Annotated in this window: 23 protein-coding genes and 3 tRNA genes; 12 read left to right on the forward strand and 14 right to left on the reverse strand. The window is 55.8% G+C overall.

What is annotated here, in order from left to right; genetic code table 11:
• Positions 1 to 25 precede the first annotated feature (25 nt).
• Both KHQ28_RS19075 and KHQ28_RS19080 read left to right on the forward strand, forming a co-directional pair.
• Positions 26 to 343 (forward strand): hypothetical protein, encoded by a 318-nt coding sequence (locus KHQ28_RS19075; protein WP_153591529.1) that lies wholly within the window; start codon positions 26 to 28, stop codon positions 341 to 343.
• Entirely contained in the window at positions 340 to 567 is a 228-nt protein-coding gene (locus KHQ28_RS19080) for a hypothetical protein (RefSeq protein ID WP_015874864.1), read from the forward strand. The genes KHQ28_RS19075 and KHQ28_RS19080 overlap by 4 nt, the downstream gene beginning before the upstream one ends.
• Positions 568 to 754: 187 nt before the next feature.
• On the opposite strand, the gene KHQ28_RS19085 is transcribed toward KHQ28_RS19080, so the two are convergent.
• The 3 genes from KHQ28_RS19085 to KHQ28_RS19095 all read right to left on the reverse strand — a co-directional run bounded on the left by KHQ28_RS19085 (position 755) and on the right by KHQ28_RS19095 (position 993).
• Positions 755 to 831: transfer RNA gene (locus KHQ28_RS19085), tRNA-Val, on the reverse strand.
• 4 nt (positions 832 to 835) lie between these two features.
• Positions 836 to 912 (reverse strand) — tRNA-Val (locus KHQ28_RS19090).
• A gap of 4 nt (positions 913 to 916) precedes the next feature.
• Positions 917 to 993: transfer RNA gene (locus KHQ28_RS19095), tRNA-Val, on the reverse strand.
• A 254-nt stretch (positions 994 to 1247) separates the two neighbouring features.
• Here KHQ28_RS19095 and KHQ28_RS19100 point away from each other — a divergent pair.
• Positions 1248 to 1826 carry a TIGR00730 family Rossman fold protein gene (locus KHQ28_RS19100; RefSeq protein WP_004175848.1) on the forward strand — a complete coding sequence of 193 codons (579 nt, stop codon included), beginning with the start codon at positions 1248 to 1250 and terminating at the stop codon, positions 1824 to 1826.
• A gap of 140 nt (positions 1827 to 1966) precedes the next feature.
• Here the strand turns inward: KHQ28_RS19100 and asr are convergent, their stop codons facing one another.
• The gene (gene asr, locus KHQ28_RS19105) at positions 1967 to 2374 is read right to left on the reverse strand and encodes an acid resistance repetitive basic protein Asr (RefSeq protein WP_032440070.1); all 408 of its coding nucleotides are present in this window, start codon (positions 2372 to 2374) and stop codon (positions 1967 to 1969) included.
• 175 nt (positions 2375 to 2549) lie between these two features.
• Positions 2550 to 3923 carry an MdtK family multidrug efflux MATE transporter gene (gene mdtK, locus KHQ28_RS19110; RefSeq protein ID WP_016946504.1) on the reverse strand — a complete coding sequence of 458 codons (1374 nt, stop codon included), beginning with the start codon at positions 3921 to 3923 and terminating at the stop codon, positions 2550 to 2552.
• 229 nt (positions 3924 to 4152) lie between these two features.
• Between mdtK and KHQ28_RS19115 the strand changes: the two genes are divergently transcribed.
• Positions 4153 to 4788 (forward strand): riboflavin synthase, encoded by a 636-nt coding sequence (locus KHQ28_RS19115; RefSeq protein WP_004891418.1) that lies wholly within the window; start codon positions 4153 to 4155, stop codon positions 4786 to 4788.
• A 35-nt stretch (positions 4789 to 4823) separates the two neighbouring features.
• Here the strand turns inward: KHQ28_RS19115 and cfa are convergent, their stop codons facing one another.
• Both cfa and punC read right to left on the reverse strand, forming a co-directional pair.
• Positions 4824 to 5972 carry a cyclopropane fatty acyl phospholipid synthase gene (gene cfa, locus KHQ28_RS19120; RefSeq protein ID WP_002907788.1) on the reverse strand — a complete coding sequence of 383 codons (1149 nt, stop codon included), beginning with the start codon at positions 5970 to 5972 and terminating at the stop codon, positions 4824 to 4826.
• 292 nt (positions 5973 to 6264) lie between these two features.
• Positions 6265 to 7446 carry a purine nucleoside transporter PunC gene (gene punC, locus KHQ28_RS19125; RefSeq protein ID WP_002907785.1) on the reverse strand — a complete coding sequence of 394 codons (1182 nt, stop codon included), beginning with the start codon at positions 7444 to 7446 and terminating at the stop codon, positions 6265 to 6267.
• Positions 7447 to 7558: 112 nt separating this feature from the next.
• On the opposite strand from punC, the gene punR reads away from it, so the two are divergent.
• Positions 7559 to 8563 carry a DNA-binding transcriptional activator PunR gene (gene punR / locus KHQ28_RS19130; protein ID WP_004184276.1) on the forward strand — a complete coding sequence of 335 codons (1005 nt, stop codon included), beginning with the start codon at positions 7559 to 7561 and terminating at the stop codon, positions 8561 to 8563.
• On the opposite strand, the gene purR is transcribed toward punR, so the two are convergent.
• Positions 8490 to 9515 carry an HTH-type transcriptional repressor PurR gene (purR, locus tag KHQ28_RS19135; RefSeq protein ID WP_002907778.1) on the reverse strand — a complete coding sequence of 342 codons (1026 nt, stop codon included), beginning with the start codon at positions 9513 to 9515 and terminating at the stop codon, positions 8490 to 8492. The two genes, punR and purR, sit on opposite strands and share 74 nt — an antisense overlap.
• A 292-nt stretch (positions 9516 to 9807) precedes the next feature.
• Here purR and KHQ28_RS19140 point away from each other — a divergent pair, with 292 nt between their 5' ends.
• Positions 9808 to 9900 carry a YnhF family membrane protein gene (locus tag KHQ28_RS19140; protein ID WP_002907776.1) on the forward strand — a complete coding sequence of 31 codons (93 nt, stop codon included), beginning with the start codon at positions 9808 to 9810 and terminating at the stop codon, positions 9898 to 9900.
• A gap of 167 nt (positions 9901 to 10067) precedes the next feature.
• On the forward strand, positions 10068 to 11234 hold the full coding sequence (locus KHQ28_RS19145) for an MFS transporter (RefSeq protein ID WP_002907773.1): 1167 nt from the start codon (positions 10068 to 10070) through the stop codon (positions 11232 to 11234).
• Between the two features lie 61 nt (positions 11235 to 11295).
• Here the strand turns inward: KHQ28_RS19145 and sodB are convergent, their stop codons facing one another.
• A complete protein-coding gene (sodB, locus tag KHQ28_RS19150; RefSeq protein ID WP_002907771.1) occupies positions 11296 to 11877 on the reverse strand; it encodes a superoxide dismutase [Fe] in 582 nt (193 codons plus the stop codon).
• Positions 11878 to 12346: 469 nt separating this feature from the next.
• Between sodB and KHQ28_RS19155 the strand changes: the two genes are divergently transcribed.
• Entirely contained in the window at positions 12347 to 12832 is a 486-nt protein-coding gene (locus KHQ28_RS19155; protein WP_032418891.1) for an AraC family transcriptional regulator, read from the forward strand.
• On the opposite strand, the gene KHQ28_RS19160 is transcribed toward KHQ28_RS19155, so the two are convergent.
• Positions 12787 to 13659: a C40 family peptidase gene (locus tag KHQ28_RS19160; protein WP_032104201.1), complete on the reverse strand. Its 873-nt coding sequence runs from the start codon at positions 13657 to 13659 to the stop codon at positions 12787 to 12789. The genes KHQ28_RS19155 and KHQ28_RS19160 overlap by 46 nt on opposite strands.
• 340 nt (positions 13660 to 13999) lie before the next feature.
• On the opposite strand from KHQ28_RS19160, the gene KHQ28_RS19165 reads away from it, so the two are divergent.
• Positions 14000 to 14347: a Grx4 family monothiol glutaredoxin gene (locus tag KHQ28_RS19165; protein ID WP_002907768.1), complete on the forward strand. Its 348-nt coding sequence runs from the start codon at positions 14000 to 14002 to the stop codon at positions 14345 to 14347.
• Positions 14348 to 14394: 47 nt separating this feature from the next.
• On the opposite strand, the gene rnt is transcribed toward KHQ28_RS19165, so the two are convergent.
• From rnt to KHQ28_RS19185, 4 genes are all read right to left on the reverse strand, one after another.
• Positions 14395 to 15042: a ribonuclease T gene (gene rnt / locus KHQ28_RS19170; RefSeq protein ID WP_002907766.1), complete on the reverse strand. Its 648-nt coding sequence runs from the start codon at positions 15040 to 15042 to the stop codon at positions 14395 to 14397.
• 137 nt (positions 15043 to 15179) lie between these two features.
• Complete coding sequence (gene gloA / locus KHQ28_RS19175) at positions 15180 to 15587, reverse strand: lactoylglutathione lyase (protein WP_002907764.1); 408 nt, start codon at positions 15585 to 15587, stop codon at positions 15180 to 15182.
• 78 nt (positions 15588 to 15665) lie between these two features.
• The gene (locus tag KHQ28_RS19180; RefSeq protein WP_049182742.1) at positions 15666 to 16763 is read right to left on the reverse strand and encodes an alkene reductase; all 1098 of its coding nucleotides are present in this window, start codon (positions 16761 to 16763) and stop codon (positions 15666 to 15668) included.
• Between the two features lie 53 nt (positions 16764 to 16816).
• Positions 16817 to 17416 (reverse strand): TetR/AcrR family transcriptional regulator, encoded by a 600-nt coding sequence (locus KHQ28_RS19185; protein WP_009486422.1) that lies wholly within the window; start codon positions 17414 to 17416, stop codon positions 16817 to 16819.
• Between the two features lie 139 nt (positions 17417 to 17555).
• Between KHQ28_RS19185 and KHQ28_RS19190 the strand changes: the two genes are divergently transcribed.
• The 3 genes from KHQ28_RS19190 to sodC all read left to right on the forward strand — a co-directional run.
• Positions 17556 to 17798, forward strand: a complete 243-nt coding sequence (locus tag KHQ28_RS19190) for a DUF1289 domain-containing protein (RefSeq protein ID WP_004189722.1) — start codon at positions 17556 to 17558, stop codon at positions 17796 to 17798.
• 48 nt (positions 17799 to 17846) lie between these two features.
• The gene (locus KHQ28_RS19195) at positions 17847 to 18743 is read left to right on the forward strand and encodes an aldo/keto reductase family oxidoreductase (protein WP_002907760.1); all 897 of its coding nucleotides are present in this window, start codon (positions 17847 to 17849) and stop codon (positions 18741 to 18743) included.
• A 69-nt stretch (positions 18744 to 18812) separates the two neighbouring features.
• A partial coding sequence (gene sodC, locus KHQ28_RS19200) for a superoxide dismutase family protein (RefSeq protein WP_211777649.1) occupies positions 18813 to 19198 on the forward strand: 386 nt, incomplete at its 3' end.

The raw sequence follows: 19198 nt of genomic DNA on the forward strand, positions 1-19198 counted from the left end.
GTCCATATTACGCGGGTAAGATCAGATGGCATTCACTGAGCTGACCAGAGTAAAATTAGGCGAAGCTATAGCCTCAAGAGGAGTGTCCGCTTTTTTTGCAGGAAGTCTTGCCGGATTATTATTATCCGTTGGAGCTGAAACATCCAGAGCAATATACACGTCCCGATATCTGAAGCGCAGAAATCCGGTACTGCATGATAAACTGCAAAATCTGGGAGATCTGGATCTTCTGTATTTTCTTGTTGAGGATATTGTAAAACCTTTCGAAACAGCGTGTATGGTCAGTGATAAGAATCCAGCAGAATTTAACAAAATATGTGAATATTTCTTTGGTGGATTATGAATATAAAACGAACATTACTCATCCTGCTTTCCCGTGTTATCAGAGGGGCTGGGATGGGATTAGGTGCTTCAGGTATCGCGCTGGCTGGCTGGTTCTTTTTTTTCTCAGTAAATGAATATAAATTTCTCTGGGGTTTACTTTCAGTTATGGGATTCCTGGTGGGGTATCTGATATATCGATTTGCATATGCATATATTTATGATGAATGGAATGATTATCATTAAGAAATTAAACGGCGTGGTCTGTTGATCGATTTTTGATGCTCATTAAAAGGGTTGGCTTCCTTAGCACTCATGTGGACTAGTATGGACTATGCAAGGAAAACGCTTTGCCAATACACAACATTTTAATGTCAGCAATACCAACGGGGAGCAGGTGATAAAATTCAGGAATTACAGAAGGAAAAATGATTGGTGCGTCTGAATGGACTCGAACCATCGACCCCCACCATGTCAAGGTGGTGCTCTAACCAACTGAGCTACAGACGCATTATGGTGCGTTTAATTGGACTCGAACCAACGACCCCCACCATGTCAAGGTGGTGCTCTAACCAACTGAGCTATAAACGCATTATGGTGCGTTCGATTGGACTCGAACCAACGACCCCCACCATGTCAAGGTGGTGCTCTAACCAACTGAGCTACGAACGCAATGTTGTGGTGACAACGGGGACGCATATTAGCGGCAGGGAGGGGATGTGGCAAGAGGTAAACGTCACTTTTCTTGCACATTGCATGCGATTGCGGAACTTTTACTCATTCAGGATATATTTTACTGAACCACAAGGATATTTCTTCGCCAGCGAGCATCACGGCTCTCATTTTTCAGCCAGTCCAAACCTGCGCGGAAGGGTTGCCGATGTGTTAAATTATCGGCCACCAGAAGAGAAGGAGTCATAACGAAGATGAAATCGATTGGTATTTTCTGCGGTTCTTCAGCTGGCGAACATCCGCTGTACCTCGAAACCGCCCGTCTGGTTGGACGTACGCTGGCGCAGCAGGGGTTGGCGCTTGTCTATGGCGGCGGCAAAGTTGGTCTGATGGGGGCGGTCGCCGATGCGGCGCTGGAGGCCGGTGGCGTGGTGATCGGCGTGATGCCGCGCGGCCTGGTGGAGCGGGAAATTGCCCACCGCGGCTTGACGGAGCTGCATGTGGTCGAGGATATGCACGAGCGGAAAACCAAAATGGCGGCGCTGGCGGATGGCTTTATTGCCCTGCCGGGCGGGGCGGGGACGCTCGAGGAGATTTTCGAACAATGGACCTGGGCGCAGCTGGGGATCCATGAGAAACCGTGCGCGTTCCTGAATATTAAGGGTTATTACGATCCGCTTCAGGCGATGGTCGATAACATGGTACGGGAAGGGTTTATGCACCCGCGCTACGCGGAGATGCTGCCGTTCGCTACCTCGGCAGACGAGATTATCGCCGGTTTTCGCGACTATACGCCGCCGGCCCGTAAATGGGTTCAGCAGCCAGCTATTTAAACATCAAGCGCAGGGTAAACAGCGCGCAGACGATGAGCAGTAACAGCAGCAATTCGAAGCGATAGCGTTGCAGCATGATGTCCTCCTGAAAAAAAACCGGCGCTGTTCAGCGCCGGTTTATCACCTTAACGCCCTGACCATTATGCCGCCGGTTTAACCGCCGGTTTAGCTGCATGGTGCGTCGTTTTATGGTGTTTCTTCGCCGCCTGCGCTTTCTGCGCGACTGCCGGTTTAGCAGCGGCTTTATGGTGTTTCTTCGCCGCCTGGGCTTTCTGCTCAGCAGCCGGTTTAGCAGCGGCTTTATGGTGTTTCTTCGCCGCCTGGGCTTTCTGCTCAGCAGCCGGTTTAGCAGCAGCTTTGTGGTGTTTCTTCGCCGCCTGCGCTTTCTGCTCGGCTGCCGGTTTCGCGGCCGCTTTGTGATGTTTCTTATGGTGAATGGTAGTATGGCTGGCTGCTGCACTCGGGGTGGTGCTTGCCGCATCGGCAGCGAAAGCAACTGATGACAGACCCATAGCAGCGGCAACGACCAGAGCTAATACTTTTTTCATTCTGAAATCCTCGACTTGGTTTCTTGAGTAACCCCACTGCGGGGCTGTTGGCAACACTATAAGCGCCTGCCGGGAGGCTATCAGTGAGTCTTTGGTGTCAGGGAGTAACGGAATGTACAACGCGCCGTTATAGCGAAGAACGAAAAAGCCCGCCGGAGCGGCGGGCTTAGACAAGTTAGCGCGCAGCGCGCTGTAAGATGATGCTGGAAGGCTGGCGCTGCAGAAAACGCATCCGCAGCATCATCATGATGGCGGCGGAGGTCAGACCGATGATAAATCCGCACCAGAAACCGGCAGGTCCCATGCGGGGCACAATCATATCGGTCAGCGCCAGCAGATAGCCGCTCGGCAAACCCAGCACCCAGTACGCGGTAAAGGTAATGAAAAAGATAGACCGCGTATCTTTATAGCCGCGCAGAATGCCGCTGCCGATCACCTGAATAGAGTCGGAGATCTGATAGATAGCCGCCAGCAGCATCAGGTGCGAGGCCAGCGTCACCACTTCGGGATTATCGTTATACAGCAGCGCAATCTGCTTACGCATCAGGACGGTAAAGATAGCGGTAAATACCGCCAGGCAGACCCCTACGCCCACGCCGGTGCGGGCCGAAACCTGGGCATCGATCGTTGAGCCCTGGCCAAGGCGGAAGCCGACGCGAATGGTGACCGCCGCCGCCAGCGACAGCGGCAGAACGAACATCAGCGAGCTGAAATTAAGCGCGATCTGGTGACCGGCGACGTCAATGATCCCGAGCGGGGAGACCAGCAGCGCGACGACGGCAAACAGAGTGACTTCAAAGAACAGCGCCAGAGCAATGGGCAGCCCCAGCTGCACCAGCCGTAACAGGACGGCAAAATCAGGGCCGCTGAAGCGCTCGGCGCAGCGGATATCGCGCATCGTACGCGCCCGGCGCACCCACCACAGCATGGTGGCGAACATCACCCAGTAAACGGAGGCCGTCGCCACACCGCAGCCGACGCCGCCCAGCTCGGGCATGCCGAAATGACCATAGATAAAAATATAGTTCACCGGAATGTTGACCAGTAATCCAATAAAGCCCATGACCATCCCGGGCTTGGTTTTTGCCAGCCCTTCACACTGGTTACGGGCGACCTGGAAGAACAGATAGCCCGGAGCGCCCCACAGCAGCGCGCGCAGGTAGCCAACCGCCTTCTCTGCCAACAGCGGATCGATGTTATGCATGGAGCTGATGATGTATCCGGCGTTCCACAGCACGACCATGATCAGCACCGAGACAAAGCCGGCCAGCCAGAAGCCCTGACGCACCTGCGGCGCGATACGCTCCCGCCGCCCGGATCCGTTAAGCTGTGCCACCACCGGGGTCAGCGCCAGCAGAAGGCCGTGGCCGAAGAGGATCGCCGGCAGCCAGATGGAGGTCCCGATGGCCACGGCGGCCATATCCGTGGCGCTGTAGCCACCCGCCATCACGGTATCGACAAAACCCATCGCCGTCTGCGCCACCTGCGCAAGGATGACGGGTATAGCCAGAGCTAATAACTGACGCGCTTCAACGAAATACTTCTGCACGTGAACACCTTCGAATTGTTGTTATTTTGAGACTAAAAAAGCCGCCGTAACTGGCAGCAAGGGGATAAAAATGAGGAATTTCCAGTCTATTGTAGCGAGGATTGGCTATTAAGCCAGTGAAAAAAGAGTCGAGGCACGAAGCGCGCTGGCAACCGCTTTGCCCTCCTGTTATTGTTCCCGATAGCGAAAGCGGTAATGATACCGTCATGATTTTCAACAGGAGCCAAACATGTTTACTGGTATTGTTCAGGGAACCGCGAAAGTGGTCTCCATTGATGATAAACCCAATTTTCGCACTCACGTGGTTGAGTTACCGGCACATATGCTGGAGGGGCTGGAAACCGGCGCCTCGGTAGCCAACAACGGCTGCTGCCTGACGGTGACCGAAATCAACGGCGCGCACATCAGCTTCGATCTGATGAAAGAGACGCTGCGGATTACCAATCTTGGCGATATTCAGGTCGGCGATGAAGTGAACGTCGAGCGAGCGGCGAAATTTAGTGATGAAATCGGCGGGCATTTAATGTCCGGCCACATTATGACCACCGCGGAAATCGTGAAGATTCTGACTTCCGAAAATAACCGTCAGATCTGGTTTAAAGTGCAGGATCCAACGCTGATGAAATACATCCTCTATAAAGGATTCATCGGTATTGACGGCATTAGTCTGACGGTGGGTGAGGTGACGGCGACCCGTTTCTGCGTGCATCTTATTCCGGAGACGCTGCAGCGGACCACCCTGGGAGCGAAAAAACTGGGCGATCGCGTCAATATTGAGATTGATCCGCAGACCCAGGCGGTTGTCGATACGGTCGAACGCGTGCTGGCCGCGAAAGAGATGGCGGCTAAGGTCAATGAAGCCTGAAAAAAATCCCCCGCCGATAAGCGGGGGAGTGTTATTTAACGGGCGACGCGCAGTCCATGTTCAATACCGCGCGAGAACACCACCTGCCAGAGCTGAATGTCGCGGGCGCGGAAGGCGCCGGCGCAGGCGTTCAGATAATAGGTAAACATGCGTTTGAAACGCTCAGAATAGTTATCGGCAATTTCCGGCCAGCTGGCGAGGAAACGCTCATACCAGGCCATCAGGGTCGTGTCGTAATCGGCGCCGAAGTTGTGCCAGTCTTCCATCACAAAGTGCTTCTCGCTGGCTTCGGCAATGTGACGCACGGAAGGCAGGCAGCCGTTCGGGAAGATATATTTATCGATCCACGGGTCAACGTTATGGTCGGTGACCTTGGAACCAATGGTGTGCAGTAAAAAGCGGCCGTTGGGTTTCAAATTACGGTCGGCAACCTCAAAGTAGGTAGCGTAATTTTTCGGCCCCACGTGCTCAAACATGCCAACGGAGACGATGCGGTCAAAGCTGTCGTGCAGATCGCGATAATCCTGGAGACGAATCTCTACATCGAGATCGGCGCAGCGCGCCTGGGCCATTTTTTGCTGTTCAGCGGAGATAGTGACGCCGACGACGCTGACCTGATAATTTCGCGCCATATATTCGGCGAGACCGCCCCATCCACAGCCAATATCCAGTACCCGCATGCCTGGCTCCAGCTCCAGTTTGCGGCAGATGAGATCCAGCTTAGCCTGCTGGGCGGCCTCGAGGCTCTGCGCCTCTTTCCAGTAACCGCAGGAATATTGCATATAGGGATCAAGCATCCGGCTGAAGAGATCGTTGCCGAGGTCGTAGTGCTCTTTACCGACAATCCAGGCACGTTTTTTACTTTGTAGATTAAACAGACGAGCGCCTGCGATGCGGAGTGTATCTTTGAAATGGTGTGGGAGCTGCTTTTCCAACCCGGCGCGTAACACCTTGTGGAAGAATATATCCAGACGCTCGCATTCCCACCAGCCGTCCATATAGCTTTCGCCTAAACCCAGCGAACCTTCCTGCAAAACCCGTTTAAAAAAGAGAGGATTTTTAACCCGCAGGTCGGACGGCGCGGAGCCATTGATTTCAATTCCCGCACGGCCTAATAATTCAGCTGCAATCCGGTACCAGTCATCATTTGGTACACTTACTTCTTCTATACACGATGAACTCATAGCTTCTCCATCACGCCCAAGTGATCAGAACCTTAAAACAGCGTAGACGCTTTTTTGGCTTTGTGAGAAATCTCACGGATAATCCGTGAAGTCGCTATCCGACGTAAACAGAGGAAGGGAGATAACCCTTGCCGAAAGGCCTTCCATGGTGAAACGGAGGCATCCTGCATCCGTTAATCTGTAACTATTTTCTATTTATGTGAACCCGGATCCAGTATAGGACGCTAAGTACTGGCTTTCAATAAAAATTTCTTAGCATGCTAACGACTGGTCCGGGCCCTGGCGACGGGCATTACGCGTGGGAAGAGTGGGGTGTCAGCTCCGGCGTCTGCTGCAGGCGATAGCCTATTCCGGCTAAGCCAATCGAAACCAGCATGACGCTGGTGGTGGTCAGCAGCGGCGTGGCGATCAGCGCGGATACCAGCAGACTGGTCAGGAAGCACAGGCCAAGCTGAAGGGTATTTTGCAGCGCGGCCGCGCGGCCGGTCGCCTGCGGAAAAGGCTTCAGCGCCTGAGCAACCACGATGGGGTAGATCCCGCCGTTGACCACCGCCATCATGCAGAACGGGATCATTAACGCCACCAGCGAGGCATGAGTTTGCAGGCCCACCAGCCAGGTGGCGGCTACGCTGACGGCAAAAATCACCAGCAGCCACGGCAGCATCTGTTGACCGGACCATTTCTGCAGCAGCGCGCGACAGCCATAGCCTCCCACCAGAAAGGCGATGGTCTGCGGAATATAGCTCAGGCCGATAGCGGTTGGGCCATAGCCCATTTCATGCAGGATAAAAGGTGAACCGGTAAGCCAGGCGAAGAAGCTGGCGGAACAGGCGGCGTAGATCAGGACGTTGCCGCTGTATTCCCGGGAGCGCAGCAGCGCGAGAAAGGTGATCTTTTGCTGCGTCACTACTACTGACTTCGCGGCTGCTTTCAGGCGCAGGGCAGGCAGCATCAGCAGCAGAGTGATGGCGAACAGGGTGGCGAAGATGGCTTGCCACTCGAAGTGCACCAGCAGCCAGCTGCCCAGCAGCGGGGCCAGCGCCGGCGACAGTCCTACCAGCGGCATAATGGTGGCGAAGATGCGGTTCGTGCGCTGGGCAGGATAGTAATCGGCGACCATCGCCTGCCAGGTAACGGCCGCGGCACAGACGCCAATCGCCTGCAGAAAGCGCAGCGCCAGCATCAGGGTGGCGTTGTGCACCCACAGCATCCCCAGACAGCCGGCCGCGAAAATCGCCAGGCCGCTCAGCAGCACCGGTTTACGTCCATAGCGGTCCGACAGCGGTCCCCAGAACAGCTGGCCCAGCGCGAAGCCGGCGAGGAACAGGCTCAGACTGGCGCTGATGGAGGCGGCGGAGGTGTTGAGATCCTGCTGCATGGCGGCAAACGCCGGCAGGTACATATCGGTGGCCAGAAAGCCCAGCACGCTCAGGCCGGCCAGCCAGACTAAAAATCCTTTCCCGGGTTGTGACATAACGTTCTCATAGTTGGTGTACAGGTACGATGCCGCAGAGTGTAGGGAGTGCATTGTGGCTTGTGAAACGCTAATATTTGTCACATGCATTCAAAAATTTTGCAGGCAGAAAATGTGGTCTGAATACTCTCTGGAAGTGGTTGATGCCGTCGCCCGTAACGGCAGCTTCAGCGCGGCCGCGCAGGAGCTTCACCGGGTGCCTTCCGCGGTCAGCTATACCGTGCGTCAGCTCGAAGAGTGGCTCGCCGTTCCCTTATTTGAGCGTCGCCATCGTGATGTGGAGTTGACCCCCGCCGGGGTCTGGTTTTTACAGGAAGGGCGCTCTGTTATCAAAAAAATGCAGATCACCCGCCAGCAGTGTCAGCAAATTGCGAACGGCTGGCGCGGACAGTTGTCGATCGCAGTGGATGATATTGTGAAACCGGCGCGGATGCGTCAGATGATCGTCGATTTCTATCGCCATTTTCCCGACGTCGAGCTGATCGTCTTTCAGGAAGTATTCAATGGGGTATGGGATGCGCTGGCCGACGGCCGCGTTGAGCTGGCGATTGGCGCAACGCGATCTATTCCGGTCGGCGGTCGCTATGCGTTCCGCGATATGGGGATGCTGAGCTGGGACTGCGTGGTGGCGAGCGATCATCCGCTGGCAAAGATGGATGGACCCCTGAGCGACGACGTCCTGCGTAACTGGCCGTCGCTGGTGCGGGAGGATACCTCGCGCTCGTTGCCTAAACGGACAACATGGTTGCTGGATAACCAGAAGAGGGTAGTCGTCCCTGACTGGGAATCATCAGCAACCTGTTTGTCGGCAGGACTCTGCGTCGGCATGGTGCCGAGCCATTTCGCCCGTCCATGGATAGATCGCGGCGAGTGGACTGCGCTGGCGCTGGAAAATCCGTTCCCGGATGCCGCCTGCTGCCTGACGTGGCAGCAGAACGATGCCTCACCGGCGCTGAACTGGATGCTTGACTATCTGGGGGACAGCGACACGCTGAATCGGGAGTGGCTGCGGGCGCCGGAGAGATCCGCGCCCGCCAGATGCCTTAACGACGATAATCGACAAACGGGCCATCCGCTACCGAGCGGCGCTCAACCAGACGAGGGTGCACTTCGATAGACTGCGACTCTTCACGCTTGTTGACGATACGATCCAACAGCATGTTAAATGCGGCCTCGCCCAGGGAATCTTTCGGCTGATGAATGGTGGTTAACGCCGGGCTGAAATAGCGGGCGTTGCGCACATTATCATAACCGATCAGCGAAATGTCCTGCGGCACCCGCAGTCCCATTTCATCCGCCGCGCAGATAGCGCCCATCGCCATGATATCGCCGCCGCAGAAGACCGCCGTCGGGCGGTGCTGCTGGTTTAGGATCTGCTGCATTGCGCGGTAGCCGGACTCCGGCTCGAAGTCGCCCTGCACAATCCAGTTTTCCGGCACGCTGATATGCGCCTCTTTCATCGCCTGCATAAATCCGGCCAGTCGCCCCGCACCGGTGTTGCGCTCCAGCGGGCCCGGGATCACGCCGATTTCGCGATGGCCGCGTTCAATCAGGTAGCGTCCGGCGATATAGCCGCCCTGGAAGGCGTTATCGATCACCGCATCGGTGAAGTCGGCTTTCGCCTCGCCCCAGTCCATCACCACCATCGGGATATGGCGGTACTCTTCCAGCATGCTCAATACCGAATCCGGATACTCGGAACACATCACCAGCAGACCGTCTACGCGCTTTTGCGCCATCATCGACAGATAGGCGCGCTGTTTTTCCAGATCGTTCCACGCGTTACCGAGGATCAGAGTATAGCCCTTCTGGAAGCAGCTCTTTTCAACGGACTCAATAATTTCAGCGAAATAGGCGGCTTCGCTACTGGTCGCCAGCAGGCCAATCGATTTGGTGTGATTGACTTTCAGGCTGCGCGCCACGGCGCTCGGCGAGTAGTGCAGCTCTTTGATCGCCGCCCATACCGCATTACGCGTCTCTTCGGCAACGAAACGGGTTTTGTTAATTACATGTGACACAGTTGTAGTGGAAACGTTTGCGCGTTTCGCTACATCTTTAATAGTTGCCATTACATCTCACTCCATGCCTTGACCTGATCGCCTGATCATCGATACGTAAACGTTTGCCTACACACACCCTGAATACAATTTTCAACATTGCATCACGTCGGGAAAACGACACAGAACGACAGGAAGGGGTCAATGGCCGATACGCTTTTAAATTAGCGTGGGATTTTGTCCGATCTTGGGGCAAAGTGGAAGAGCAAAAATGTGCATCGCCCTAAATCCCGGAAGATTTTTGCGATTTTTTGTGCAAAAATGAGCAAGCTCACTTTTGGTGTGGGGATAACAAGAGGGAAAAATGATGGATACCAATTTAAAGTTTTCGCTGATCACCACGATTATTGCTCTCGGCGTGATTGTCGCTTTCAGCCTGACCGCCATACTGCACTAATGTTTCGCTGAGGGAGGAGCGCCGCTTCCTCCCCATATCCCGCTATTATTATCAATTCTGCAAAAATCTTTTGTCATTTCGTTCACTTTTGTTTTTTTGTGATTGATGTCATGCTTTTGACTTCTGATGTTACGCCGTCCTCTCTGACGGTCTGATGGAGTCATTGAATGAAAATCAACTTTCCTTTACTTGCGCTGGCGATCGGCGCCTTTGGCATCGGTACCACCGAGTTCTCCCCGATGGGATTGCTGCCGGTGATTGCGAAAGGTGTGGACGTCTCGATACCGGTAGCGGGAATGCTGATCAGTGCGTATGCCATCGGCGTCATGGTCGGCGCACCGCTGATGACGCTGCTGTTGTCGCATCGCGCACGGCGCAATGCGCTGATTTTTCTGATGGGGATCTTCACCGTCGGCAACCTGTTGTCATCCATCGCGCCGGATTACACCACGCTGCTGCTGTCGCGGATTATTACCAGCCTCAACCACGGCGCTTTTTTCGGCCTGGGATCGGTGGTGGCGGCCAGCGTCGTGCCAAAGCATAAGCAGGCCAGCGCGGTAGCCACTATGTTTATGGGCCTGACCATCGCCAACATTGGCGGCGTGCCGGCGGCCACCTGGCTTGGCGAAACCATCGGTTGGCGGATGTCCTTCCTTGCTACTGCGGGATTAGGCCTGCTGGCGATGGTTAGCCTGTGGTTCTCCCTGCCGAAGGGCAGCGCGGGGGAACGTCCTGATGTCAAAAAAGAGCTTTCTGTCCTGCTGCGCCCGCAGGTGCTCTCCGCGTTGCTGACCACCGTGCTGGGCGCCGGGGCGATGTTTACGCTGTATACCTACATTTCGCCAGTGCTCAATACGCTGACCCACGCTTCATCGCTGTTTATAACCGCGATGCTGGTGCTGATTGGCGTCGGTTTTTCGCTAGGCAACTATCTGGGCGGCAAATTTGCTGACCGGTCGGTCTCCGGCACGCTGAAGGGCTTTCTGCTGCTGCTGATGGCGATCATGCTGGCGATCCCGCTGCTGGCGCAATCCCAGGCCGGGGCGGCCATCAGCATGATTGTCTGGGGCGCAGCAACCTTTGCGGTGGTTCCGCCGCTGCAGATGCGGGTTATGCGCGTAGCGCATGAGGCGCCGGGGCTCTCTTCTTCGGTGAATATCGGCGCGTTCAACCTCGGCAACGCGCTGGGCGCCGCCGCCGGTGGGGCGGTGATCTCTGGCGGACTGGGCTATGCGTTTGTGCCGGTGATGGGCGCGATTATCGCTGGTCTGGCGCTGCTGCTGGTCTGGTTTAGCGGGCGAGCGCAGCCGGAAGAGGCTTTCGCCAGCCAGTAATCATCGGCTGGGCAAGGGCAAAAAAAACCGCAGCCGGGGAGACCCCGCTGCGGTTTGTCGTTTATGCCGCCAGGTTAGCCGCAACAAACTTCCAGTTTACCAGCGCCCAGAAGTGGTCCAGGTAGCTTGGACGGGCGTTGCGGTAGTCGATGTAGTAGGCGTGTTCCCAAACGTCAACGGTCAGCAGCGGCTTCGCGTCGGTGGTCAGCGGGGTGCCGGCGTTGCTGGTGGAGACGATAGCCAGGCTGCCGTCGGCATTTTTGACCAGCCAGGTCCAGCCAGCGCCGAAGTTTTTCGCCGCGGCATCGGTAAATTTGGCTTTAAAATCCGCGAAGCTGCCGAAAGATTTGGCGATTGCGGCCGCCAGTTCGCCTTCCGGTTCGCCGCCGGCGTTAGGCGCCAGGCAGTTCCAGTAGAAGGTGTGGTTCCAGACCTGCGCTGCGTTGTTGAATACGCCGCCTTCAGACGTGCGGACGATCTCTTCGAGGGATTTGCCTTCGAACGCAGTGCCTTTGATCAGGTTGTTGAGGTTAGTGACATACGCCTGGTGGTGTTTACCGTAGTGATATTCCAGGGTTTCTGCGGAAATGTGCGGCGCCAGGGCGTCTTTTGCATATGGTAATGCAGGTAATTCAAACGACATTGCTACTCTCCTTATAACTTTTTGTTTTATCTCACATTGACAGGATGAGGTTTTCACCTGAATCGTGTTCTGACCGCCCGACGCTGTCGCGTCCCGGGCGTGTTATTGTATTGAGAATGTTAACATTTGCCGCAAGCAGTGAAAAGCCTTACAACGATAAAGGCTATTATCTCCGGTGCATGTGGTGAAGGCTTAACCGTTTTCTGCAGGAGTGGGCAATAAGCCGCCAAAATTGTTGCAACCATGTATAAGGAGATGCCCTCTGCGGATTTGCGAACTCGCATGGCGATTAACTACTCTGCTTCGCCGCTGTCACGCAATGCGCTGAACAAAAAATAAAACTTTAATATCAAACGATTAATAAAAATATGCGCTCAGGCAATCGTCGCTATGCCAATAATTCATTGTCTATTTTTTAATTTGTATGACAAATATAGCCGCCAGCAGTAATTTCCCCAGGATGACGACGATGGCAAAAACAGATGAGGTGGTGAGCGCGAAAATGATCCCGGTGGTGCAGGGGATTGATGACTGGATCGAAGCACATATTTTCGACACCCTGTCGGTGAGCGCGATTGCGAAAAAGTCCGGCTACTCACACTGGTACTTCCAGCGACAATTCGCCATGGTAACGGGCTGCACGCTGGCGAGCTACGTCAGCCGACGAAAGATGACGATTGCGACAATCTATTTAACGCAGACGCAGGCGTCGATACAGAGTATTTCTCAGTGCCTGGGATACGAGGGACAAGCCGCTTTCTGCCGGACCTTTCACCGTCACTTTGGCATGTCGCCGACCCGCTATCGTCGTGATACGCCGGGCAAAGAGAGCAATCTGCAATATCCCTTGCGGGTGGGGATGGAGATCGAGCAGGAGAGGCGGTCTGCCGCCGCAGCGGCAGACCGGGATCAGCGAATGGTTTTCGGCGTCATGACGCGACGAGCGCCGACATAATGGCGAACCCAGTAATCCTCGCTCAGGGAGGTGATTTGAATATCACGACCTGTGCGCGGCGACTGAATGAATTTTCCGTTGCCGACGTAGACGCCGACATGGTCGGCAGCGCCCCGTCCGCGGGTGCGGAAGAAGACTAAATCGCCGCTCTGCAGTTCATCACGATCCACCGGACGCGCATCGCGCAGGTGGTACATTTCGTTGGCCGTACGCGGGATGTGGATCTTGACCAGGTCCTTATAGGCGTAATAGACCAGCCCGCTGCAGTCAAACCCGGTGCGCGGCGAGGTGCCGCCCCAGCGATAGGGTTTACCCAACTGGCCCATCAGTTTATTCATCGCGGTACTTTGCGCTTTTTGCACCCGGACCTTGTGGGCGTCGGCGATCGTTAAATTCGCTTCGCTGGCCTCGGGCTTACAGCGTTTTTTATAGCCCTTGCGCACCACGCACTTGCTTTTGACGCTGTTTAGCGCCAGGGTCGGCTCGGCGCCGGCGGCGACCGTTTTCGCGCACTGCTTTTTATAACCTTTACGCAGCACGCATTTTTTCGTCGCGCCGGCGGCCTGACGATGAAGTGCGGTTTGGCTTGCTGCGGTAGTGCGGGTAGGGAGCCGGGTGCGCGAGGACTTTTTACTGGTGGTTTTAGCGGTGGTTTTAGTTTTTTGACTGGTTGCTTTTTTCTTGCGCTCTGAGCCACTTTTCGCGGGCAACGCTTTTGGCGAAGCGGAGGCGTGCGTATGCCCTGATGCCTGAGCCAGTGGCGTGAATGAGATAGACGTGAACAGTAATGCACAGAGCGATATCGCGATTTTGTTTAGCCGCGCCACTGAGCAATCCCCTGATTAATTACAGACATGTACAAATGCCTGACGATGAATGACAAACCGGAATGATTCTAAAGCATAAAAAGCCGGAAAGTTAATATTCTTTTGTATCAAAAATGTCGATTGGTTAACGATTGCAAGAAAACGCGTCAGACATTGACCGCCTCGCACAGAAAATGCGCAATGAGCGCCCGCCTGTGACCGCAAAATGATATTTTTAAGGCAACTTCGCGCAACAGAAGATAAAATATGAATAGTGAAAAAAATGTTATTATCCGTCCTGCCTACAGGACGCTACAATGACAAGTTACTGCCGTAGAAAGAAGTTTAAGGAAGCACGACAATGAGCTCGACTTTAGAAAAGATCCAACGCCAAATCGCTGAAAACCCGATCCTGTTGTACATGAAAGGGTCGCCGAAGCTGCCAAGCTGCGGTTTCTCTGCCCAGGCCGTTCAGGCGCTGTCCGCCTGTGGCGAACGTTTTGCTTACGTTGATATCCTGCAGAACCCGGATATCCGCGCCGAGCTGCCTAAATACGCCAACTGGCCGACTTTCCCGCAGCTGTGGGTAGACGGTGAACTGGTGGGCGGCTGCGATATCGTCATCGAAATGTACCAGCGCGGTGAACTGCAGCAGCTGATCAAAGAGACGGCGGCAAAGTACCATACCGACGAGCCAAAAGCGGAGTAATTCCCGCCATCAGTAAAAAAGCGACTTCCTGGAAGTCGCTTTTTTTATCACTCCGGGGTGGCTACGGGCAGCGGCCAGCCGCCCAGACGCTTCCAGCGGTTCACGATCTCGCAAAACAGCTGCGCCGTCTGCTCGGTATCATACAGGGCGGAGTGAGCCTGCGCGCCGTCGAACGGCATACCCGCGGCAATACAGGCTTTCGACAGCACCGTCTGGCCCAGCGCCAGCCCGCTTAGCGCGGCGGTGTCGAAGGTAACAAACGGATGGAAAGGGTTGCGTTTAAGTCCCGCGCGTTCGGCGGCGGTCATGGTGAAGCTGTGGTCAAAGGTGGCATTGTGCGCCACCATGATTGCCCGGCTGCAGTCGCTCTCTTTCATCCCTTTGCGCACCATTTTGAAGATGGCATGCAGGGCATCGTATTCGCTGACGGCCCCGCGCTGCGGGTCATGCGGGTTAATCCCGTTAAAAGCCAGCGCTTCGGGCTGCAGATTGGCGCCCTCGAAAGGTTCAACATGGAAATGCAGCGTTTCATCGGGCATCAGCCAGCCGTGCTCATCCATCTTCAACGTAATGGCGGCGATCTCCAGCAGGGCGTCGGTTTTGGCGTTAAATCCTGCGGTTTCAACATCGATCACCACCGGATAAAAACCGCGGAAACGGTCGCACAGACCATTCAGTTGAGCGTTCTCGGACATCAGATTCTCTTAGCTGGAAAAAAGTAGCGCGCATTATGGCAAATTTTGCCGCGGCTTGCAGCAGGCAGGGGTGAAAACAACGGGCGCCGTAGCGCCCGGGCGAGCCATGGCATTAAATATGCCAGCGTGGGGAAGCTTTAGTTGCCCAGACCTTTGCCGGCATCTTTCTCTTCAATGAGCTCGATTTTGTAACCGTCCGGATCTTCCACGAAGGCGATGACGGTGGTGCCGCCTTTTACCGGCCCGGCTTCGCGGGTGACGTTGCCCCCGTTCTGACGGATCCGTTCGCAGGCTTCGGCGGCGTTATCGACGCTCAGCGCGATATGGCCGTAGGCGGTGCCCAGCTCATAGCTGTCCACGCCCCAGTTGTAGGTCAGTTCGATCACCGCGGTTTCGCTCTCTTCGCCGTAGCCGACAAAGGCGAGGGAGTACTTGTACTCCGGGTTTTCGCTGGTGCGCAGCAGCTTCATGCCCAACACGTTGGTATAGAAGTCGATAGAACGTTGCAGGTCGCCAACGCGCAGCATGGTGTGGAGTAAGCGCATAATGTCCCCTATGCAGTTTATTTGATAGATCAGAACGTTGAGTATAGCGGCGATACGTCGCCGCTATCAATGGAGGGATTACAGAGTCGGGTAATCGGTGTAGCCTTCCGCGCCGCCGCCGTAGAAGGATTCCGGGCGTTGCGGGTTAAGCGCCGCTTTTTTCTGCAGGCGAGCCACCAGATCCGGGTTGGCGATGTAATCGCGGCCAAAGGCCACGGCATCAATCAGCCCTTTATTGATAAGATCGTTGGCTTTTTCTAGTGTGTAAGCGCCAGCGCCAATGATCACCCCCGGGAAGCGGTCGCGGACTTTCTGACGGAAAGCTTCACTGTAAGGTTTGCCGCCCGCCCAGTCCGGCTCGGACATGTGCAGATAGGCGATACCGCGTTTCGCCAGCTCGCTAATCAGATACAGCGCGTCTTCTTCTTCGTTCGGGCCATTATCCACATTCTGGAAGCTGCCAATCGGCGACACGCGGATGCCAATGCGCTCGGCGCTCCACTCTTGACTCACGGCGTCAACCACTTCCAGCACCAGACGGGCACGGTTCTCCACGCTGCCGCCGTACTGATCGGTACGCTGGTTCGCCGATGGCGAGAGGAACTGGTGCAGCAGATAGCCGTGGGCTGAGTGCAGCTCAACCAGATCGAAGCCGGCGTCACGGGCATTGCCGACCGCCTGACGGAAATCGTTGACGATCCCTGGGATCTCTGCGGTTTCCAGGGCGCGGGGCATTGAGGTGTCGACGCGAATGGCGTGGCCGTTTTCGTCACGCAGTGAGGTACGGGTGCCCGCGCTCAGCGCGGAAGGCGCTACCGGGGCGGCGCCGCCAGGCTGCAGGCTGCTATGGGAAATACGCCCGGTGTGCCACAGCTGGACGGCGATATGACCGTTTTCGGCATGAACGCCGGCGGTGATTTTCTGCCAGGCGGCAATCTGCTCCGGGCTGTGCAGCCCAGGCGCGCCGGCGTAGCCTTTGGCCTGCGCGGAGATCTGCGTCGCTTCGGTGATGATCAGCCCGGAACTGGCGCGCTGGCGGTAGTATTCGCCCATCAGCGGAGTAGGGATATCGCCCGGCTCAATGCTGCGCAGACGCGTCAACGGCGCCATAAATACGCGATTAGGGACGGTGACCGCACCGACTTTCAGTGGGCTGAATAATTTTGCTTCTGACATAGTGACTCCTGAGTAGACCGGTCGTCTAGTAACTGATGAAATAAAAACGCCTGTTATACCGCAGGCGCTGCAATAATCTGTTTGGCGTGGGCAAGGGCGCTTTCCAGCGGCGTTGCGCTACGCGTAATTTTGGCCTGCAGGTTGGCCCCGAGCCACAGGGAATACAGCACCTGCGACAGGGTCATGGCCGCGCCGTCAAATGCGAGACTGCCTTCCTGACGTCCTTTCTCCAGCGCGTCGCCCAGCAGGGCGATAATCTGGCTGGCTCCGCGATCCATGGCGGCGCGCATATCTTCCGACAGATCGCAAACCTCCGCGGATAGCTTGACAGTAAGACACCCGCTAATAATCCCCTGCTGGCAGAACTGATTCAGCGTGTGCTGATAGTAGGCCAGCAGGCGATCGCGATAGTTACCGTCGCCATGATCGAAGTGGTCGACCAGGCGCTGCAGATATCCGGTGTAGTGATGTTCAAGCAGCGCGACGCCGAAGGCTTCCTTAGAGCGAAAGTAGTGATAGAAAGAGCCCTTGGGCACCTCCGCCGTCTTCAGAAGTTCGCTTAAGCCCATTCCGGTAAAACCGCGATGCATGCAAAGCTGCTCGCCGGTGGCCAGGATATGTTCTCGGGTATCGCAATCGCTGTGTCTGTTCATGCTGCACACTGTAGTAGACCGATTGGTCTAATGCAAGCGTCGGCGGAAAAATGTTAGCTGACGCAGCACGTAGTGAACAAAATTTGCGTCGGCGCGGGGAAACGTCTTCAATGAAAGGAGACGAGGGGACAGGAGGCGTGTGGTGGCAGAGCAGTTAGAATTTTTCCCGGTGCAGAGCCCGTGCCGGGGAATATGTCAGACCGATGAGCGCGGCTACTGTCGCGGCTGTTTCCGCAGCCGTGAGGAACGTTTTAACTGGCAAACGATGAGCGATGCGCAGAAACAGGAGGTTTTGCGTCTTTGCCGCCAACGGCTGCTGCGCAAAATACGCGCGAACAGGCCGGAGCCGGCGGAAGAACCGCAGCAACCCTCACTGTTTTAAGCCAAAAATTACGTATACTCAGAGCACTTTTTTATTGAGGAAGCGGTTATGGTTCAGCGTATTGCTATGGCTCCCCAGGGGCCGGAATTTTCACGTTTTGTGATGGGCTACTGGCGTCTGATGGACTGGAAAATGTCGCCTGGCGAGCTGGTCAGCTTTATTGAGCAGCATCTCGATTTAGGCGTAACCACCGTCGATCACGCCGATATCTATGGCGATTATCAGTGTGAGGCTGCCTTTGGCGAAGCGCTGAAGCGAGCGCCGCATCTGCGTAGCCGGATGGAAATCGTCAGCAAATGCGGTATCGCCACCCGGGCGCGCGCTGAGAACACCATTGGCCACTACATTACCGACCGCGATCACATCGTGCTCAGCGCCGAGCAATCGCTGCGTAATCTGGCGACGGACCATCTCGACTTGCTGCTGATCCACCGGCCGGACCCACTGATGGACGCCGACGAGGTAGCCGAAGCTTTTCTCGCGCTGCATCATAGCGGTAAAGTGCGCCATTTTGGCGTCTCGAACTTTACCCCCGCCCAGTTCACCTTGCTGCAGTCACGTCTGCCGTTTACCCTGGCCACCAACCAGGTCGAAATTTCACCGGTGCATCAGCCGCTGCTGCTCGACGGTACTCTCGATCAGCTGCAGCAACTGCGTATTCGTCCGATGGCGTGGTCTTGTCTTGGCGGTGGTCGCCTGTTTAACGAAGAGGGCTTCCAGGCGCTGCGCGATGAGCTGGCGCAGGTGGCGCACGAGCTTAACGCCGACAGCATCGAACAGGTAGTTTATGCCTGGGTGCTGCGTCTGCCGTCGCAGCCGCTGCCGATTATTGGCTCGGGCAAAATCGAGCGCGTGCGCTCGGCGATTGTGGCTGAAAAACTCAGCATGACCCGTCAGCAGTGGTTCCGCATCCGTAAAGCCGCGCTCGGGTACGACGTACCGTAACGGGCATTTCCCCTCCGGAAAGGCGTTCCTGGTTTACACTTAACAGGGAGACAGCCATCCGGAGGTGTTATGCAACGATGTATTCTCGCGATCTTATCCCTCGCATTTTGCGCTGGCGCACAGGCCGTTAGTGAAGATGTGCAACTTAATCTCGTGACCACCCAGGGCGTCGGTCAGACCATCGGCAGCGTCAAAATCACCGAAACCGACCGCGGACTCGAGTTCGCCCCCACTCTACGGGCGCTACCGCCGGGTAAGCACGGGTTTCATATTCATGCCGAAGGCAGCTGCCAGCCGGCGATGAAAGAAGGTAAAGCCGTGGCCGCCGGGGCGGCGGGCGGACATTACGATCCGCAGCATACCGGCAAACACGAAGGGCCGTTGGGGGCCGGGCATCTTGGCGACCTGCCCCTGCTGGTGGTCAACGATGCGGGCGTAGCCGACCAGCCGAGTAT

Origin of the sequence: Klebsiella sp. 28 (assembly GCF_018223905.1) — a bacterium.
In the GTDB taxonomy this organism is placed as follows: domain Bacteria; phylum Pseudomonadota; class Gammaproteobacteria; order Enterobacterales; family Enterobacteriaceae; genus Klebsiella; species Klebsiella pneumoniae.

Coding starts and splice junctions, on each gene's coding strand:
- KHQ28_RS19075 (WP_153591529.1), top strand. CDS start 26: ATGGCATTCACTGAGCTGACCAGAGTAAAATTAGGCGAAGCTATAGCC.
- KHQ28_RS19080 (WP_015874864.1), top strand. CDS start 340: ATGAATATAAAACGAACATTACTCATCCTGCTTTCCCGTGTTATCAGA.
- KHQ28_RS19100 (WP_004175848.1), top strand. CDS start 1,248: ATGAAATCGATTGGTATTTTCTGCGGTTCTTCAGCTGGCGAACATCCG.
- asr (WP_032440070.1), bottom strand. CDS start 2,374: ATGAAAAAAGTATTAGCTCTGGTCGTTGCCGCTGCTATGGGTCTGTCA.
- KHQ28_RS19115 (WP_004891418.1), top strand. CDS start 4,153: ATGTTTACTGGTATTGTTCAGGGAACCGCGAAAGTGGTCTCCATTGAT.
- cfa (WP_002907788.1), bottom strand. CDS start 5,972: ATGAGTTCATCGTGTATAGAAGAAGTAAGTGTACCAAATGATGACTGG.
- punC (WP_002907785.1), bottom strand. CDS start 7,446: ATGTCACAACCCGGGAAAGGATTTTTAGTCTGGCTGGCCGGCCTGAGC.
- punR (WP_004184276.1), top strand. CDS start 7,559: ATGTGGTCTGAATACTCTCTGGAAGTGGTTGATGCCGTCGCCCGTAAC.
- purR (WP_002907778.1), bottom strand. CDS start 9,515: ATGGCAACTATTAAAGATGTAGCGAAACGCGCAAACGTTTCCACTACA.
- KHQ28_RS19140 (WP_002907776.1), top strand. CDS start 9,808: ATGATGGATACCAATTTAAAGTTTTCGCTGATCACCACGATTATTGCT.
- KHQ28_RS19145 (WP_002907773.1), top strand. CDS start 10,068: ATGAAAATCAACTTTCCTTTACTTGCGCTGGCGATCGGCGCCTTTGGC.
- sodB (WP_002907771.1), bottom strand. CDS start 11,877: ATGTCGTTTGAATTACCTGCATTACCATATGCAAAAGACGCCCTGGCG.
- KHQ28_RS19155 (WP_032418891.1), top strand. CDS start 12,347: ATGGCAAAAACAGATGAGGTGGTGAGCGCGAAAATGATCCCGGTGGTG.
- KHQ28_RS19165 (WP_002907768.1), top strand. CDS start 14,000: ATGAGCTCGACTTTAGAAAAGATCCAACGCCAAATCGCTGAAAACCCG.
- rnt (WP_002907766.1), bottom strand. CDS start 15,042: ATGTCCGAGAACGCTCAACTGAATGGTCTGTGCGACCGTTTCCGCGGT.
- gloA (WP_002907764.1), bottom strand. CDS start 15,587: ATGCGCTTACTCCACACCATGCTGCGCGTTGGCGACCTGCAACGTTCT.
- KHQ28_RS19180 (WP_049182742.1), bottom strand. CDS start 16,763: ATGTCAGAAGCAAAATTATTCAGCCCACTGAAAGTCGGTGCGGTCACC.
- KHQ28_RS19185 (WP_009486422.1), bottom strand. CDS start 17,416: ATGAACAGACACAGCGATTGCGATACCCGAGAACATATCCTGGCCACC.
- KHQ28_RS19195 (WP_002907760.1), top strand. CDS start 17,847: ATGGTTCAGCGTATTGCTATGGCTCCCCAGGGGCCGGAATTTTCACGT.